This is a genomic window from Pseudomonas fluorescens (assembly GCF_902497775.2).
Taxonomy (GTDB): Bacteria; Pseudomonadota; Gammaproteobacteria; order Pseudomonadales; family Pseudomonadaceae; genus Aquipseudomonas; species Aquipseudomonas putida_F.
In genome coordinates, this window is the sequence record NZ_OZ024668.1 from 1,836,690 (window position 1) to 1,853,679 (window position 16,990).

Below are 16,990 nucleotides of genomic sequence, written 5' to 3' on the forward strand. Positions count from 1 at the left end.
TATTATCTAAGCGAGCCGCGGTAATTGAGCGCAAACGAAATATTGGATTGCAATCATTCCTTCAATTCTGGAACTTTCCCGGCCAGGCGTAGCCGTTCAGCGATCCACTCGACAAAGGCGCGGACCTTGGGCACCTCGGCAGCATGCTCGGCGTGGGCGATAAAGTGCGAGCCCTCACTGGTTTTCCGATGGTTCCAGGCGATCACCAGTTTGCCCTCGGCCAACTCTTCGGCCACCAGGTAGCGGGGGATCAGGGCGATGCCGCAGCCCGCCTGGGCGGCGCGGATACACATGTAGAAGGTATCGAAGCGCGGGCCGTGGTAGCTGTTCTGGGTGTGCAGGCCCTGGCCGAGGAACCATTCATGCCAGGCCTCGGGCCGCGAGGTGCACTGCAGCAGGCGGTGTTGGGTGAGCGATTCGGCGCTGTCGAATCGCTGCCGGGCCAGCAGCTCCGGCGCGCACACCGGCACCACCTGCTCCTTGAACAGCTCGATGCAGGTTGCCCCGGGCCAGGTGCCCTGGCCGAAAAAGAAGGCGATGTCAGCCTTGGCCTGGACCAGGTCGAAGGGCTCCAGTTCGTTGCGGATGTCCAGGTGAATACGCGGATGACGCTCGCCGAAGCCCTTGAGGTTGGGCACCAGCCAGCGCTCGCCGAAGGTCGGCTGGGTGGCAATGCGCAACACCTCGGTTTCGCCGCCGTAACTGAGGATGTAGCGGCTGGACATGTCCAACTGCACGAGGATCTTGTTTACCTCGGCCAGGTACAGGGCGCCGGCCGGGGTCAGGTGCAGGCGCCGGCGAATGCGCTGGAACAGCGGGTGCGAGAGCATTTCTTCGAGCTGCGCGACCTGCTTGCTCACCGCGCTCTGGGTCAGGTGCAGCTCTTGCGCGGCGCGGGTGAAGCTCAGGTGCCGGGCGGCGGCTTCGAAGCACTGCAGGGCGGTGGTGGAGGGCATCAGGCGTTTGGACATGGGCGAGGTCAACCTGGCGAAAAAGAGATTAGGTCATTCCGTTACGGAATCATGTGCTTCTAAAAGGTCGTTTGTGAGCAGCGGCCCTATAGATTAATACTGACCTGCATCAACGATTTCAACCCGTATCCGCTGTAGGAGAATAATAAGATGGTTGCTGAACTACTTACCCGTTTGGGCGTGTCCGAAAGTTTATATAACGGCGGCACGCATGCTGTTTTTACGCCCATCGACGGCAGCCAGATCGCAGCGCTTACCCTGGAAAACAAAGAGGCGGTAACCCGCCGTATCGATGCCGCGCAAGCAGCCTTTTTGCACTGGCGCGATGTGCCGGCACCACGGCGTGGTGAACTGGTGCGCCTGTTCGGCGAAGTGCTGCGTGAGCACAAGGCGGCACTCGGCGAGCTGGTATCGATCGAAGCCGGCAAGATCACCCAGGAAGGCCTGGGCGAAGTGCAGGAAATGATCGACATCTGCGACTTCGCCGTTGGCCTGTCGCGTCAGCTGTACGGTTTGACCATCGCCTCCGAGCGCCCGGGCCACCACATGCGTGAAACCTGGCACCCGCTGGGTGTGGTCGGTGTCATCAGCGCGTTCAACTTCCCCGTTGCGGTCTGGGCCTGGAACACCACCCTGGCGCTGGTCTGCGGCAACGCCGTGGTGTGGAAGCCGTCGGAGAAGACCCCGCTGACCGCGCTGGCCTGCCAGGCCCTGTTCGAAAAAGCCCTGAAGGCCTTTGGTGATGCGCCAGAAGGCCTGAGCCAACTGATCATCGGTGATCGTGACGCCGGCCAAGCCCTGGTCGACGACCCGCGCGTGCCGCTGGTCAGCGCTACCGGCAGCACCCGCATGGGCCGTGAAGTCGGCCCGCGTGTGGCCGCACGGTTCGGTCGCAGCATCCTCGAACTGGGTGGCAACAATGCGATGATTCTTGCGCCCAGTGCCGACCTGGATCTGGCCGTGCGCGGCATCCTGTTCAGCGCCGTCGGCACCGCTGGCCAGCGCTGCACTACCTTGCGCCGGCTGATTGTTCATCGCTCGATCAAGGACGAAGTGGTTGCTCGGGTAAAAGCTGCTTACGCCAAAGTGCGTATCGGAGACCCGCGTAAAGACAACCTGGTCGGTCCGCTGATCGACAAGCAGTCCTACAGCGCCATGCAGAATGCCCTGACCCAGGCCCGTGATGAAGGCGGCCAGGTGTTTGGCGGCGAGCGGCAGATCCAGGACCAGTACCCGAATGCCTACTACGTGGCCCCGGCCATCGTCGAGATGCCAGGCCAGAGCGCCGTGGTGCGGCATGAAACCTTCGCACCGATCCTGTACGTGCTGGCCTACGACGAATTTGAAGAAGCCCTGCGCCTGAACAACGAAGTCCCGCAAGGCTTGTCCTCGTGCATCTTCACCACCGACCTGCGCGAAGCCGAGCGCTTCCAGAGCGCGGCGGGCAGTGACTGCGGGATTGCCAACGTCAACATCGGCACCAGCGGTGCGGAGATTGGCGGGGCGTTTGGCGGTGAGAAAGAAACCGGCGGTGGCCGTGAGTCGGGCTCGGATTCATGGAAAGCCTACATGCGTCGGCAGACCAATACCGTGAACTATTCCCGTGAACTGCCGTTGGCGCAGGGGATTGTGTTCGATTGACGGGCCCTATCGCGGGGCAAGCCCGCTCCCACTTGCCCCGCAATGAGCATAAGAATCAGCAGTTGAGGGTTACCCATGGCATCGCTACAACAAAAGAAACAGCGTTCGCTGCAACACGGTCTGACCTCGCGCCAGGTGTCGATGATCTCGATTGCCGGGATCATCGGCGCCGGGCTTTTCATTGGCTCGTCCACGGCCATCGCCACCGCCGGGCCGGCCATCCTGATCTCCTACACCATGACCGGCCTGCTGGTGCTGCTGGTCATGCGCATGCTCGGGGAAATGGCCATCGCCAACCCCAACAGCGGCTCGTTCTCCACCTACGCCAGCCAAGCCATCGGGCCCTGGGCCGGGTTTACCATCGGCTGGCTGTACTGGTGGTTCTGGGTGTTGATCATTCCGGTCGAGGCGATTGCCGGCGCCGATATCCTGCATGCCTACTTCCCCGGCGTACCGTCGTGGTTGTTTGCCTTCCTGATCATGATCGTGCTGTCGGGCACCAACCTGATCAGCGTGAAGAACTTCGGTGAATTCGAGTACTGGTTCGCCCTGATCAAGGTCATTGCCATTCTCGCCTTCATCGGTGTCTGCACTCTGGCGGTGTTCGGTTTCTGGCCCCTGGCCGAGGTCTCGGGCGTACAACAGCTGTGGGCAACCGGCGGCTTCATGCCCAACGGCTTTGGCGCGGTGCTCGGCGGCGTGCTGGTGACGATCTTTTCGTTCTTCGGCGCCGAGATTGTCACCATCGCTGCCGACGAAACCTCCAACCCCAAGGACAAGATCCGCAAGGCCACCAACCTGGTGGTGTACCGCATCGCGATCTTCTACATCGTCTCGATCTTCTTCATTGTCTCGCTGGTGGCCTGGAACGACCCGGCCCTCAAGGCGGTGGGTTCGTTCCAGCGGGTGCTGGAAGTGCTCAACGTGCCGGGCGCCAAGCTGATGGTCGACCTGGTGGTGCTGGTGGCGGTGACCAGTTGCATGAACTCGGGCCTCTATACCGCCTCGCGCATGCTGTACTCGCTGGGCTCGCGCGGCGAAGCGCTGAAGATGACCAAGCGTATCTCCGGCAATGGCGTGCCTACCGTGGCGGTGATTCTCTCGACCTTCGCCGGGTTCGCCGGTTGCCTGGTCAACTACGTGTTCCCGGGCAAGGTCTTCGGCTTTCTGCTGTCGACCACCGGCGCCATCGCCTTGCTGGTGTACCTGGTGATCGCCGTGTCGCAACTGCGCATGCGCGCCATCACCGACCGCCAGGGCACGGAGCTTGCGTTCAAGATGTGGCTGTTCCCGTGGTTGACCTGGCTGGTGATCGGCCTGATCACCCTGGTGCTGGGCTACATGCTGATCAGCCCGGCTTACCGCTATGAAACCCTGATGACTGCAGGTGTGACCCTGGCCATCCTGCTGATTTCGCTGACCCGGCGCAAAACCCCGGCCAGCGAGCCGGCCGGCAGCCCGGCGGTATCGGGCAAAGGCCTCTAGCGCGGCATTTGGCAAGGCAAAAGCCCATGACCGGTTCATGGGCTTTTTCGTGCTGCGGCGTTACTATCGGGATCGCTTTCCCACCAATAACCGACAATCAGGAAGCCTATGAGTACCCAAGCCTTATCCCTGCAGGAACTCGCCGCCCCCGAAGGCGTCTGCTACGGCTGCGGCTGTTCCCACCCCAGCGGCCTGCACCTGCAGAGCCACTGGGACGCCGACGGTATCCACCTGCTGTGCCGCCACTCGCCCGACAGTACCTTCCTCGGTTGGCCGGGGCTGGTCTATGGCGGCTTGCTGGCGATGCTGGTCGACTGCCATTCCAACTGGACCGCCATGGCCTATCACTACCGTGCCGAAGGCCGTGAGCCGGGCAGCCTGCCGCGCATCGATTGCGTCACCGGCCAGCTTAACCTGACCTACCTCAAGCCCACGCCCATGGGCGTCGAGTTGCTGCTCAAGGCTCGGGTCGAGGGTGAAGTCGGGCGCAAGACCCGGGTGATCTGCGAGGTCTGGGCCGACGACGTGCTGACCGTGACGGCCGATTCGGTGTTCGTCCGTGTCGATACCGAAAAACTCAAGCACAAGGCCCACGGTACTGCTTAAAACGGTACTGCTATGGTCAGCTGGCTGTAGACGTTGGTGCCATTGCCGCCCACCTGGTTGCCGCCGTTATCGCTGCTCTTGCGCGGCTGGTACAGGCCCAGCAGCGGGCTGATGATCAGGTGTTCGCTGACCGCCCATTCGGCGTACAGGTCCAGCTCGCGGCCATCGAGGTTCAGCGTGCCGCGCTCGTGCAGGGTCTTGTAGTTGAACAGCAGCACGCCCAGGGTCAGTGCCTCGGCCGGGGTGGCCTTGAGGCCGACAAAGTGCACGTCGTTGTTGCTGTTGAACGGCCCCGAATAGTTGCCCGTGACCTCGCCCTGGAACCAGGTGCCGTAGCCACGGTTCATGCCGTTGAACATCGAGTCCCAGCCTTTGGAGTAGCGGCTGTAGCGGTACGTCAGGTCGGGGCGCCAGGGCACATCGGCGAAGGTGTAGCCGGCCTCGGCGTACCAGGCTTTCTCAGGCCCCGCGTCCTTGTGTTGCCAGGCATACTCGAAGGCAAAATGCGCGTTCTCGACTCCAGCGTCACCGGCCCCGCGCAAGCTGTAGATGTCCATGCCTTCGCGCTGTTTCTGGAACTCGCTGGCGTAACGATCATCGACATTCAGGCCGCGGATGTAAGTCAGCTCCAGGGTGCCGGGGGCGGCGCTGTAGGCCAGGGTACTGGCAGCCAGTTCGCTGTTGGCCTGGGCGCGGTTGTCCGACTTCAGCCACAGCAGGCTGGCGTGCAGGCCTTCCTTGCCGCCCAGGCGCAGCACTGCGGTCTTGTCGAAGGCATGGCGGGCGGCCAGGTAATAGGCGCCGCCACGATTGAGCTCGCCATCGGCCGGGCCTTTACCGAAGTTCAAGCCGTCGTCGTTGATGATGAAGCCATCGCCGAGGGTGATCACCTGGCGACCGAACGACAGGTCCAGGCCATCGTCGCCCAGTGCCGGAATCAAACTGCCGGAGCGCCAGCCGGCGAAGGCTTCGTCGAACTTGGTGGTGCGTTCGCTGCCATCGCTGATACCGGCGGCATCGCCGTCGCCCCAGGTGGCCGAGCTGACCAGGTTGGCGGTGCCGTAGACCGTGCCCAGCTCGCCCAGGCGCTGGTCGGCGCTCAGGCCATATTTGATGAAGCCCTCACGCCAGGTCGAACCCCCCGTGGTCCCGTCGTAATTCTTGCGGCTGTTGAACAGGCCATACACGGCGAGGAAGTTGGCGTTCAGGTGCGTGTCGTCATCAGCGTACAGCTCAAGGGCCTGAACCGGAGGCAGGGCAAGCAGCAGGCACAGGGGGCAGCCTTGAACGCAGGGGGAGGCGGGTGGTCATGGGGCGGGTTCCTAAACGGAGGCGTTGGTGGCCGCCATTTAGGGTGGGAAGGCCCCGGCAGGTCTTTGCTTTGCCTGCCAGGGCGGTTGATCCAGCCCGCCAGCTGCGTTAGCGCAGGGTGCTGACCATTTTTTCGAACACGTCGAGCACAGCGCTGGCCAGGCTCTTGCTGCGCAGGCCGTTCCAGCCGGTCTCGGGGTTGGGCGCGTCGTTGTGGTCCTTGAACGGCATCTCCAGGGTCAGCGACAGGCAATCATAGGCCTGGCCGACGCTGTTGCAGGCCAGGGTCATGTTGGCCTCGCCTGGAGCTGCGCGCGGGTAGCCATGGAGCTGCTGGAAATCCACGGTGCGATCACACAGTCTGTCGCGGAAGGTGGTTTCCAGTGCGACGATACGCGCGCTATAGCCGGGGTTGCCTTCGCAGCCGGCGGTGAACACATGGGGGATTTCTTCGTCGCCGTGCACGTCGAGGAACAGGTCGACGCCATGCAGTCTCATCTGCTGCTGGGCGAACAACACTTCCGGGCTTGTGTCGATGCTCGCATCCTGCCAGGCGCGATTGAGGTCCTGGCCCTTGGCATTGGTGCGCAGGTGGCCGTGGATGGCGCCGTCGGGGTTCATGTTGGCGATCAGGTACAGGTCGGCTTGCTGCAGCAATACCTGGATGGTCGGGTCATTGTCTTGCAGGCGGTCGATCACCCCTTCCATGAACCACTCGGCCATGTGCTCGCCCGGGTGCTGCTGGGCGATGATCCACAGCTTGCGCTTGCCCGGCTCGCCGCTGCCGGCGCGCAGCAGCTGGATGTCGCGGCCTTCGACGCTGCGGCCGGTGGCCAGCAGTTCGACGCCGGGAAGGGTTTTGGCCCGTTCAATCAATTGATTGTGGCGCGCCCGCGGGTAGGGCTCGAAGTAGGCAAACCAGGCCTGGGGCTGTTCGGCCTTGAGGTGAAATTCAAGGGCCTTGCCGTCGAAGGTGGTCGGCACGCGGAACCACTGCTGCTGGTCGTAGGAGGCCACTGCCTGGTAACCGCTCCAGGCGTCGCGGTAGGACGAGGCGCCGGCGTTTTCCAGGATAAAGCCATGGCGCTGGCCCGGCGTCAGCCCGTCGGCCTTGAAGTGAAACCACTGGAAGTGGTCGCTGCTGGTGTCGGGGCGGATATCCAGGCGCACCCGTGTAGGGTCACTGGCATCCTTGACGAGAATGTTGCCGGAATCGAAATCGCAGTCGATATGCAGGGGGGGCAGCGTCACGGTCATCACCAGGCTCCATGTAGAGTTGTTGTGGCAACTACTCTACACGCCTGGCTCAGGACCAGAAACCGATCGCTGCCAATGCCGCCAGGCCCAGGCCGATGGCCACCGAGCAACCGCCCAGCGACAGCGCGGCCCGTGGTTGCCGGTACCAGCCGTCTTCGCCCAACTGGCGGGCCGGGGCGAGCAAGGTGCGCCAACGCAGTTCGGTGGCATGGAATGCCTCGCGGTGCTGGGGCGCGCTGTCCAGCCAGCGGCGAAAGTCGATGCGCTCGCTGGCGGTGACATCCGGACTCTGCAGGCGCACGTACCATTGGCCGGCAACACTGGCCAGGGCGTCACGCCCCTCGCGTGCGGCTTGCAGGGCCTGGTTCATGTGGCGCTCGACGGTGAGCGCGGGCAGGCCCAGGCGTTCGGCAATGCTGGCGAACGACAGTTGATCGAGGCGGCTGAGCAAAAACACCTGTTGAACGCGGCGCGGCAGCTTTTTCAGCCGCTGCAGCAAAGCGTCGTCCGCCAGGTCGTGGGAAAGGGGATTGTGTTCAAGGGGCAGCAACAGACGGGTCATGTACAAGCTCCTTGCTGGTCGGTGGAGTGGGGGCGTCTTCCGTGATGCTGTAACAGCTTAATCGTAACGAGATTGATTCTCAAGTGCTAATTCTGCAAAGCGCTGTTACAACCATTCACTGCGCGACATTCATTTGCTATCATCGCGGCCATTCAAGCAACACCCCTCTTCATTAGCCTGAAGACCAAAAAAAAGACCCGGCAAAAAGCCGGGTCAAAAACCGTGATTAGCCTGATGAGGAGATAATCTGAGAGTCCGACCTAAGGGCTTTCAGTTTATCCAACCAGTCTCGCGACCAGTTGTGAGCAATAGTAATCGTTATCATTTGCAAGTCAAATGAATTTTCTGTCATTGCGTAAAAAACTTTTACGCAATGCACTCCCTCCTGACCGGCGGACACCAGCACCCGCCTGCGGTCGACTCTCCACGTCACATGCGAACCTGTCTCAGGCATGGTCCTGGTTGGCTGCTGTGCGTTCAAGCATGGCCCTGGCCATGTTGATCATGTGCATCGATGCCAGCGCCAGGTCCCGCGGCACCCCTTGCAGGCCGTCCGCCGATTCGTAGGCAGTGGCGGCGGCGCAGCGCAACAGGTTGGTGGCGTGGGCCGTGGCCTGGGCGCTGCTGAGGCCTTCGCGGGCGACCAGCAGGGGCTCGTCAGGGCCGAGTCTGGTGGGGGCCGGATTGAGGTAGTAATCCAGCGCGCGCCGGGCGGCGTCACTGTTACTTAATGCGTGTTTGTCAAAGCTGAGGTCCGTGTCAGGAATTGTCGGCTTCATTCGGCTGCCTGCTGTTTGGGTAAGCGAAAAGAGGTGTTCGGGGATACTAATACGATATGTAGTTATTGCGATTGTTTAAATACTACAATATGTGTATTGAGCGCCAAGAGGCAGTCCGTATCGTGCCAGCGATGGATAAATGGACTGACCTGGTCAAAGCCAGGATGCGTGAACTGAAGGTCACGCAGGAAAATCTCGCCGAACGCATCGGGGTCACTCAAGGCGCCGTGGGCCATTGGCTGCGTGAGGAGCGCGAGCCGAAGCTCAAGGTGCTCAACCAGATCCTGGTGGAGGTAGGCCTGCCGCCGTTGCAGATGGTATTCCCTCATCAGGTCGCTGAAAGTAACGGTTCCTACACGGTGTTGGGCAATCCAACTACTGTTACTGGCGCCGATGGCCTACAGCACGAACTGTATTTTCGGTACCCGGTTCTGCCATGGGGCAATCTTGACGAGCTCGAGGTGGCCGACGACTGCCCGCGCCAGTCAACCGACTATAAGGCGCAGGGGCGGGCGTTCTGGCTCAAGGTTGAAGGTGACGCGATGACCGCGCCGCTGGGCTTGAGCGTGCCGGAGGGGATGTTGATCCTGGTCGATACCGGGCTTGAGGCCGAACCCGGCAAGCTGGTGATCGCGCGTTCACCTGACAGCACGGCAACCAGCTTTCGCCAGTTGAGCGAGGAGGGCGGTCAGCGCTACTTGCGCCCGCTCAATCCGACCTATCCCAAGGCCTTGTGCACCGAGCAGTGTGAGTTGCTGGGGGTGGTGGTGCAGGCATTGGTCAAGTTTTGAGGTGAATCTGATCGCGGGGCAAGCCCGCTCCCACAGGTCCATGTGGGAGCGGGCTTGCCCCGCGATGAGGCCCTCAAGCCTCTTCCAGCTCCACCAGCACAGCCCCTTCACTGACCATCTCGCCTTCCTGGCAGAACAGCGCCTTGACCGTCCCGGCGTGGGGCGCACGGATGCTGTGTTCCATCTTCATGGCTTCCAGCACCACCAGTTGCGTGCCGGTGTCCACCGCCTGACCGACCTCCACCAGCACCCGCACGATGCTGCCGTTCATGGGCGCGCCAAGGCCGCCCTGGTGGCTGTGGCTGGCGTCGGCTTCGGCTATCGGGTCGTAGCGGTTGATGCTGTGCAGCTCGCCGTCCCACTGCAGGTACAGGGTGTCGCCACGGCGGATGGCCAGGTGCCGACGGCGCAGGCCGCTCTGGTCGATCAGCAACTGCTCGCCGTCCAGGGTCAGGTTCGATGCCGCCGCCTGGCTCAGGTTGATGGCCCGGGCTTCACCGTTGCAGGTCAGGTGCAGGCTGATCTGCGCCGGGACGCCGGCACGAAAGCCGCTGTTGGCGGCCCACGGCGAATGCCGGTCATCGGCCCGTGGTGCCAACGGTTGGCTCTGGATGAAGGCTTCGGCCGCTGCCTGCCAGAACGCCGCAGGCAAGGCTTGCGGTGCAGGCAGCAGTTGTTCCTGGTAGCGCGCAATGAACCCGGTATCCAGCTCGGCCTCGGCAAATGCCGGGTGGGCGAGGATGCGCCGCAAGAAGGCGATGTTGGTTTTCAGCCCGCCAATGGCGAACTCGTCGAGCATCGCCAGCAAGCGCAGGCGCGCCTGTTCGCGGGTTTCGCCCCAGGCGATCAGCTTGCCGAGCATCGGGTCATAGAACGGCGAGACGTCGTCACCTTCACTGACGCCGCTGTCGACCCGTCGGCCTTCGCCCGGCGCCGACTCACGGTACAGCGCTAGATGGCCAGTGGCCGGCAGAAAATCATTGGCCGGGTCTTCGGCATACAGGCGCACTTCGATGGCGTGACCGTTGAGCGGTACCTGGTCCTGGCTGATCGGCAGCGGCTCGCCACAGGCGACGCGGATCTGCCAGGCCACCAGGTCCAGGCCGGTGATCGCTTCGGTGACCGGGTGCTCGACCTGCAGGCGGGTGTTCATCTCCATGAAGAAGAATTCGCCACGGGCATCGAGCAGAAACTCCACCGTGCCGGCGCCGACGTAGCCGATGGCCTGGGCGGCCTTGACCGCCGCTTCGCCCATGGCCTGGCGCTGGGCGCTGCTCAGGCCCGGGGCAGGGGCTTCTTCGACGACCTTCTGGTGCCGACGCTGGATCGAGCAGTCGCGCTCGTTCAGGTACAGGCAGTTGCCGTGCTGGTCGGCGAACACCTGGATCTCGACGTGGCGGGGCTTGAGCACGTATTTTTCCACCAGCATGCGCGCATCGCCGAACGAAGACTGCGCTTCACGCTGGGCCGAGGCCAGGGCTTCGCCGAGCTGGCTTTCGTGCTCGACCACCTTCATGCCCTTGCCGCCGCCACCGGCGGTGGCCTTGAGCAGCACCGGGTAGCCAATCTTCTCGGCGGCGGCGCGGAAGGTTTCCAGGTCCTGGGCTTCGCCGTGATAACCCGGCACCAGGGGCACGCCGGCCTGTTCCATCAGGGCCTTGGCCGCCGACTTGCTGCCCATGGCATCGATGGCGCTGGCCGGTGGGCCAAGGAAAATCAGCCCGGCCTGTTCAATGGCGCGGGCAAAGCCTGCGTTCTCGGACAAGAAGCCGTAGCCGGGGTGGATCGCCTGGGCGCCGCTGGCTTTGGCCGCGGCCAGCAGTTTGTCGATGTCCAGGTAGCTTTCAGCGGCCTTGGCCCCACCGAGGTCGACGCGGATGTCAGCTTCACGGCTGTGGCGCGCTTCACGGTCGATGGCGCTGTGCACGGCCACGGTGGTCAGGCCCAGGGCCTTGGCGGTGCGCATCACCCGGCAGGCGATCTCGCCACGGTTGGCGACCAGCAGGGTGGTCAACGGGGTGCGGCTCATGGGCGCGGCTCCTTGTTCGACGGTTCGCCCTGCCAGGCCGGGCTGCGTTTTTCCAGGAAGGCGCGCAGGCCTTCTTGACCTTCGGGGCTGACGCGGATGCGGGCGATGGCGTTCTCACAGTAGCGGCGGATGGCCGGGGTCAGTTCGCCATGGCCGACTTCGCGCAATAGTTCTTTACTGGCCCGCATGGCCAGCGGGCTGTTGAGCAGCAGGTTGTCGATCCATTTCTCCACCTGCTGTTCCAGTTCGGCGGCCGGGTAGGCTTCGGCCAGCAGGCCCAGCTCACGGGCACGCTCACCGCTGAAGCGTTCGGCGGTCAGGGCGTAGCGGCGGGCGGCGCGCTCGCCCATGGCCTGGACCACGAATGGGCTGATTACCGCCGGCGCCAGGCCGATGCGCACCTCGGACAGGCACAACTGCGCGTCGCTGGCGCCAATGGCCATGTCACAGCAACTGATCAGGCCCAGGGCACCGCCAAAGGCTGCGCCTTGCACCACGGCCAGCGTCGGTACTTTGAGCCGCGCCAGGTTGTACATCAGTTCGGCCAGCTCGCGGGCATCATCGAGGTTGGTGTTGTAGTCCAGCTGCGCCGACTGCTGCATCCAGGCCAGATCGGCGCCAGCACTGAAGTGCCGGCCGCGGCCGCGCAGCAGCACGAAACGCAGGCTGCTGTCGGCGCCGATGTGGTCGATGGCGATGATCAGCTCGCGGATCATCTGTGCGTTGAAGGCGTTGTTCTTGTCTTCCCGGCTTAGCCACAGGGTGGCGAAACCACGGGGGTCCTTGATCAGTTCAAGGGTAGTGAAGTCGCTCATGGTCACATCCGGAAAATGCCGAAACGGCTTTGTTCGATCGGTGCGTTGAGGGCAGCGGACAACGCCAGGCCAAGGATCTCGCGGGTTTGCGCCGGGTCGATGACCCCGTCGTCCCACAGCCGGGCGCTGGAGTAGTAGGGGTGGCCCTGGTGCTCGTACTGGTCGAGGATCGGTTGCTTGAGGCGCGCTTCGTCTTCGGCGCTGAAGGCCTGGCCGCTGCGTTCGCTCTGCTCGCGCTTGACCTGGGCCAGCACGCCGGCGGCTTGTTCGGCGCCCATCACGCCGATTCGCGCGTTCGGCCACATCCACAAAAAGCGCGGGTCGTAGGCGCGGCCGCACATGCCGTAGTTGCCGGCACCGAAGCTGCCGCCGATGATCACCGTGAACTTCGGCACCTGGGCGCAGGCTACTGCGGTGACCAGCTTGGCGCCGTGCTTGGCGATGCCGCCGGCTTCGTACTTCTGGCCGACCATGAAGCCGGTGATGTTCTGCAAAAACAATAGCGGGATGCCACGCTGGCAGGCCAGTTCGATGAAGTGCGCGCCTTTTTGCGCCGCTTGCGCGAAGAGGATGCCGTTGTTGGCCAGGATCGCCACCGGGTAGCCGTGCAGGTGGGCAAAGCCACACACCAGGGTGGTGCCGAACAGCGCCTTGAATTCATCGAACTGCGAGCCGTCGACCAGCCGCGCAATCACCTCGCGTACATCGAACGGCTGCTTGGCGTCGGCTGGAACCACGCCGTACAGCTCTTCACTGCTGTACAGCGGCGCCACCGGGGCGCGTTGCTGCAGCTCGCCGAGCTTGTGCCAGTTGAGGTTGGCCACGCAGCGCCGGGCGATGGCCAGGGCGTGTTCGTCGTTGTCGGCATAGTGGTCGGCAACGCCACTGACTTTGCAGTGCACATCGGCGCCACCGAGGTCTTCGGCGCTGACCACTTCACCGGTAGCGGCCTTGACCAGCGGTGGGCCGGCAAGAAAGATCGTCGCCTGCTGGCGGACCATGATCGCTTCGTCGGCCATGGCCGGCACATAGGCGCCACCGGCGGTGCACGAGCCCATGACCACGGCGATCTGGGGAATGCCCAGGGCGCTCATGTTGGCCTGGTTGAAGAAGATCCGCCCGAAGTGTTCGCGGTCAGGGAACACTTCGTCCTGACGTGGCAGGTTGGCGCCACCGGAGTCCACCAGGTACAGGCACGGCAGGCGGTTCTGCAGGGCGATGGCCTGGGCGCGCAGGTGTTTTTTTACCGTCAGCGGGTAGTAGGAGCCGCCTTTGACCGTGGCGTCGTTGGCGACGATCATGCATTCGACGCCTTCGACCCGGCCGATGCCGGCGATCACGCCAGCGGCCGGGACGTCTTCGCCGTACACCTCATGGGCGGCCAACTGGCCGATTTCGAGGAACGGCGAGCCTGCGTCGAGCAGGCGGTCGATGCGCTCGCGTGGCAACAGTTTGCCGCGCGAGGTGTGCCGCTCCTGAGCCTTGGGGCCGCCGCCCTGGTGAACCTGGGCGATCAGGCTGCGCAGGGCGTTGACCTGTTCGAGCATGGTCGCGCTGTTAGTGGCGAACTCCGCCGAGCGCGGGTTGATCTGGGTGTGCAAGGTAGCCATGGCGCGATTCCTTGTGCTCAGCGGGTTTCGTTGAACAATTCGCGGCCGATCAGCATCCGGCGGATCTCACTGGTGCCGGCGCCGATCTCGTAGAGCTTGGCGTCACGCAGCAGGCGGCCTGCGGGGAACTCGTTGATGTAGCCGTTGCCACCGAGGATCTGGATCGCCTCAAGGGCCATCTGGGTGGCGCGCTCGGCGGTATAAAGGATGACCCCGGCGGCGTCCTTGCGCGTGGTTTCGGCACGGTCGCAGGCCTGGGCCACGGCGTACAGGTAGGCGCGGCTGGCATTGAGCTGGGTGTACATGTCGGCGATCTTGCCCTGGATCAGCTGGAACTCGCCGATGCTCTGGCCGAACTGCTTGCGGTCGTGGATGTAGGGCACCACCAGGTCCATGCAGGCCTGCATGATCCCGGTCGGGCCGCCGGAGAGCACCACGCGCTCGTAGTCCAGGCCGCTCATCAGCACTTTGACGCCGCCGTTGAGTGCACCGAGGATGTTCTCTTTGGGGACTTCGACGTTGTCGAAGAACAGCTCGCAGGTGTTGGAACCGCGCATGCCCAGCTTGTCGAACTTGTTGCTGCGGCTGAAGCCTTTCCAGTCACGCTCGACAATAAAGGCGGTGATGCCGTGGGCGCCTTTCTCAAGGTCGGTCTTGGCGTAGATCACGTAGGTGTTGGCGTCGGGGCCGTTGGTGATCCAGGTCTTGCTGCCGTTGAGGACGAAGTGGTCGCCGCGCTGTTCGGCGCGCAGTTTCATCGACACCACGTCGGAGCCGGCGTTGGGTTCGCTCATGGCCAGGGCGCCGATGTGCTCGCCGCTGATCAGCTTGGGCAGGTACTTGGCTTTCTGCTCGGCGTTGCCGTTGCGGTTGATCTGGTTGACGCAGAGGTTGGAGTGGGCGCCGTAGGAGAGGGCGACCGAGGCCGAGCCGCGGCTGATTTCTTCCATGGCCACCACGTGGGCCAGGTAACCGAGGCCGGCGCCGCCGTACTCTTCGCTGACGGTGATGCCGAGCAGGCCCATGTCGCCGAACTTGCGCCACATGTCGGCGGGGAACAGGTTGTCCTGGTCGATCTGCGCGGCGCGTGGCGCCAGCTCGGCAGCGACGAAGGACTGGACCTGGTCGCGGAGCATGTCGATGGTTTCGCCCAGGGCGAAGTTCAGGGTCGGATAACGCATGCTGGCACCTTCTCTTGTTTGTTCTTGGATTAAGGGTGCTTGTGCTGGCCTCATCGCGGGTCAAGCCCGCTCCCACAGTTCTTTGTGGGAGCCGCGATAGGTTCACACCGCAAACCCTGTTGCTCAGTAACCTTTACGTTAACGTAAACCTGCCATCGGTCACTGTCAATCTCGCCATGACCTTTACGTTAACGTAAATATGCGCCAGAGTAAGACCCGCTTGAATCAGCTCCCAGAACAAACACAAAAAGGGACCGCCATGAATCAACCGAGCTATACCCAGGGCCGCCAGGACAAGCCGTTGCTGGCCATGACCGTCGGCCAGGCGTTTGACCAGACCGTGTCGCGCTTTGCCGAGCGCGAGGCGCTGGTGGTACGCCATCAACAGCAGCGTTACACCTGGCAGGCGCTGGCCGCCAGCGTCGACCTGCATGCCCGGGCGCTAATGGCGCTGGGGCTGAAAACCGGCGATCGCCTCGGCATCTGGGCGCCCAACTGCGCGCAGTGGTGTATTACCCAGTTTGCCAGCGCCAAGATCGGCGTGATCCTGGTCAACATCAACCCGGCCTATCGCACCAGCGAGCTTGAATACGTGCTCAAGCAGTCGGGCTGCCACTGGCTGGTCAGCGCCGGCGCCTTCAAGACCTCCGATTACCACGCCATGCTCGGCGAACTGCTGCCGGACCTGGCGCAACAGGCGCCGGGCCAACTGCGCAGCGAGCGCCTGCCGGAGCTGCGCGGGCTGATCAGCCTCGACGTGCAGCCGCCAGCGGGCTTTCTGCCCTGGGAGCGCCTGGCCTGGCTTGCCAGCGAAACCGACCCGGCTGAGTTCCAGGCCCGCCAGCACAGCCTGCAGTTCGACCAGCCAGTGAACATCCAGTACACCTCCGGCACCACCGGCTTCCCCAAGGGCGCCACCCTCAGCCACTACAACATCCTCAACAACGGCTACATGGTCGGCGAGAGCCTGGGCCTGAGCGAGCACGACCGCCTGGTGATCCCGGTGCCGCTGTACCACTGCTTCGGCATGGTCATGGGCAACCTCGGTTGCATCACCCACGCCAGCACCATGATCTACCCCAACGACGCCTTCGACCCGCTGCTGACCTTAAGCTGCGTCGCCGAGGAAAAGGCCACGGCGCTGTACGGCGTGCCAACCATGTTCATCGCCATGCTCGATCACCCGCAGCGTAGCGAGATGGACCTGTCGACCCTGCGCACCGGGATCATGGCCGGCGCCACCTGCCCGATCGAGGTGATGCGCCGGGTGATCGGCGAGATGCACATGAGCGAGGTGCAGATCGCCTACGGCATGACCGAAACCAGCCCGGTGTCGATGCAAACCGGCCCGGATGACGACCTTGAGCTGCGCGTGACCACGGTGGGGCGGACCCAGCCGCAGCTGGAGAGCAAGATCGTCGACGAGCAGGGCTGCATCGTGCCGCGCGGGCAGGTCGGTGAACTGTGCACCCGTGGTTACAGCGTGATGCTCGGCTACTGGGGCAATCCGGCGGCCACCAGCGAAGCCATCGACCCGGCGGGCTGGATGCACACCGGTGACCTGGCGACCATGAACGAGGCCGGCTATGTGTGCATCGCCGGGCGCAACAAGGACATGATCATTCGCGGCGGCGAGAACATCTATCCGCGCGAGCTTGAGGAGTTCTTCTTTACCCACCCGGCGGTGGCCGATGTGCAGGTGATCGGCATTCCCGATGAGCGTTATGGCGAAGAGATCGTCGCCTGGATCAAGTTCCACCCTGGCCACAGCGCCAGCGAGATCGAACTGCAGCAGTGGTGCAAGAGCCGCATTGCCCACTTCAAGGCTCCGCGTTACTACCGCTTTGTCGATGAGTTTCCGATGACGGTGACCGGCAAGGTGCAGAAGTTCAGGATGCGTGAGATCAGCATCGAAGAGCTGATCAAGCGCTGAGTCCGCAGCGCTCCAATCG

General features: G+C 63.4%; 14 protein-coding genes. 5 read left to right on the top strand and 9 right to left on the bottom strand.

Annotation, left to right across the window (positions count from 1 at the left end; genetic code table 11):
* Positions 1 to 53: 53 nt before the first annotated feature.
* The gene (locus F8N82_RS08565) at positions 54 to 971 is read right to left on the bottom strand and encodes a LysR substrate-binding domain-containing protein (RefSeq protein WP_038994832.1); all 918 of its coding nucleotides are present in this window, start codon (positions 969 to 971) and stop codon (positions 54 to 56) included.
* Positions 972 to 1,121: 150 nt separating this feature from the next.
* Here F8N82_RS08565 and F8N82_RS08570 point away from each other — a divergent pair, with 150 nt between their 5' ends.
* The 3 genes from F8N82_RS08570 (at position 1,122) to F8N82_RS08580 (ending at position 4,703) form a co-directional block, all read left to right on the top strand.
* Complete coding sequence (locus tag F8N82_RS08570; RefSeq protein WP_095162870.1) at positions 1,122 to 2,612, top strand: L-piperidine-6-carboxylate dehydrogenase; 1,491 nt, start codon at positions 1,122 to 1,124, stop codon at positions 2,610 to 2,612.
* Positions 2,613 to 2,687: 75 nt separating this feature from the next.
* Positions 2,688 to 4,097, top strand: a complete 1,410-nt coding sequence (locus tag F8N82_RS08575) for an amino acid permease (RefSeq protein ID WP_038993878.1) — start codon at positions 2,688 to 2,690, stop codon at positions 4,095 to 4,097.
* 108 nt (positions 4,098 to 4,205) lie between these two features.
* The gene (locus tag F8N82_RS08580; protein ID WP_095162872.1) at positions 4,206 to 4,703 is read left to right on the top strand and encodes a PaaI family thioesterase; all 498 of its coding nucleotides are present in this window, start codon (positions 4,206 to 4,208) and stop codon (positions 4,701 to 4,703) included.
* On the opposite strand, the gene F8N82_RS08585 is transcribed toward F8N82_RS08580, so the two are convergent.
* The 4 genes from F8N82_RS08585 to F8N82_RS08600 form a co-directional block, all read right to left on the bottom strand.
* Positions 4,700 to 5,977, bottom strand: coding sequence for a hypothetical protein (locus F8N82_RS08585; protein WP_338918975.1), 1,278 nt, complete (start codon positions 5,975 to 5,977; stop codon positions 4,700 to 4,702). The two genes, F8N82_RS08580 and F8N82_RS08585, sit on opposite strands and share 4 nt — an antisense overlap.
* Positions 5,978 to 6,122: 145 nt before the next feature.
* Complete coding sequence (locus tag F8N82_RS08590; protein WP_038994836.1) at positions 6,123 to 7,271, bottom strand: M14 family metallopeptidase; 1,149 nt, start codon at positions 7,269 to 7,271, stop codon at positions 6,123 to 6,125.
* Positions 7,272 to 7,320: 49 nt separating this feature from the next.
* Positions 7,321 to 7,833, bottom strand: a complete 513-nt coding sequence (locus tag F8N82_RS08595; RefSeq protein WP_038994837.1) for a DUF4880 domain-containing protein — start codon at positions 7,831 to 7,833, stop codon at positions 7,321 to 7,323.
* A gap of 446 nt (positions 7,834 to 8,279) precedes the next feature.
* Positions 8,280 to 8,612 carry a DUF6124 family protein gene (locus F8N82_RS08600; RefSeq protein ID WP_038994839.1) on the bottom strand — a complete coding sequence of 111 codons (333 nt, stop codon included), beginning with the start codon at positions 8,610 to 8,612 and terminating at the stop codon, positions 8,280 to 8,282.
* Between the two features lie 131 nt (positions 8,613 to 8,743).
* On the opposite strand from F8N82_RS08600, the gene F8N82_RS08605 reads away from it, so the two are divergent.
* On the top strand, positions 8,744 to 9,403 hold the full coding sequence (locus tag F8N82_RS08605) for a S24 family peptidase (RefSeq protein WP_038994840.1): 660 nt from the start codon (positions 8,744 to 8,746) through the stop codon (positions 9,401 to 9,403).
* A 73-nt stretch (positions 9,404 to 9,476) separates the two neighbouring features.
* Here the strand turns inward: F8N82_RS08605 and F8N82_RS08610 are convergent, their stop codons facing one another.
* From F8N82_RS08610 to F8N82_RS08625, 4 genes are read right to left on the bottom strand one after another with little or no spacing between them, the layout of a single operon-like run.
* On the bottom strand, positions 9,477 to 11,432 hold the full coding sequence (locus F8N82_RS08610; protein ID WP_038994841.1) for an acetyl/propionyl/methylcrotonyl-CoA carboxylase subunit alpha: 1,956 nt from the start codon (positions 11,430 to 11,432) through the stop codon (positions 9,477 to 9,479).
* Entirely contained in the window at positions 11,429 to 12,247 is an 819-nt protein-coding gene (locus F8N82_RS08615; RefSeq protein ID WP_038994842.1) for a gamma-carboxygeranoyl-CoA hydratase, read from the bottom strand. Before F8N82_RS08615 ends, F8N82_RS08610 begins: the two co-directional genes overlap by 4 nt.
* A 2-nt stretch (positions 12,248 to 12,249) precedes the next feature.
* Positions 12,250 to 13,857: a carboxyl transferase domain-containing protein gene (locus F8N82_RS08620; RefSeq protein WP_038994843.1), complete on the bottom strand. Its 1,608-nt coding sequence runs from the start codon at positions 13,855 to 13,857 to the stop codon at positions 12,250 to 12,252.
* A 17-nt stretch (positions 13,858 to 13,874) separates the two neighbouring features.
* Positions 13,875 to 15,038, bottom strand: a complete 1,164-nt coding sequence (locus F8N82_RS08625; RefSeq protein ID WP_038994844.1) for an isovaleryl-CoA dehydrogenase — start codon at positions 15,036 to 15,038, stop codon at positions 13,875 to 13,877.
* A 259-nt stretch (positions 15,039 to 15,297) separates the two neighbouring features.
* On the opposite strand from F8N82_RS08625, the gene F8N82_RS08630 reads away from it, so the two are divergent.
* Entirely contained in the window at positions 15,298 to 16,971 is a 1,674-nt protein-coding gene (locus F8N82_RS08630) for an AMP-binding protein (protein ID WP_038994845.1), read from the top strand.
* The last annotated feature ends 19 nt before the right edge of the window (positions 16,972 to 16,990 follow it).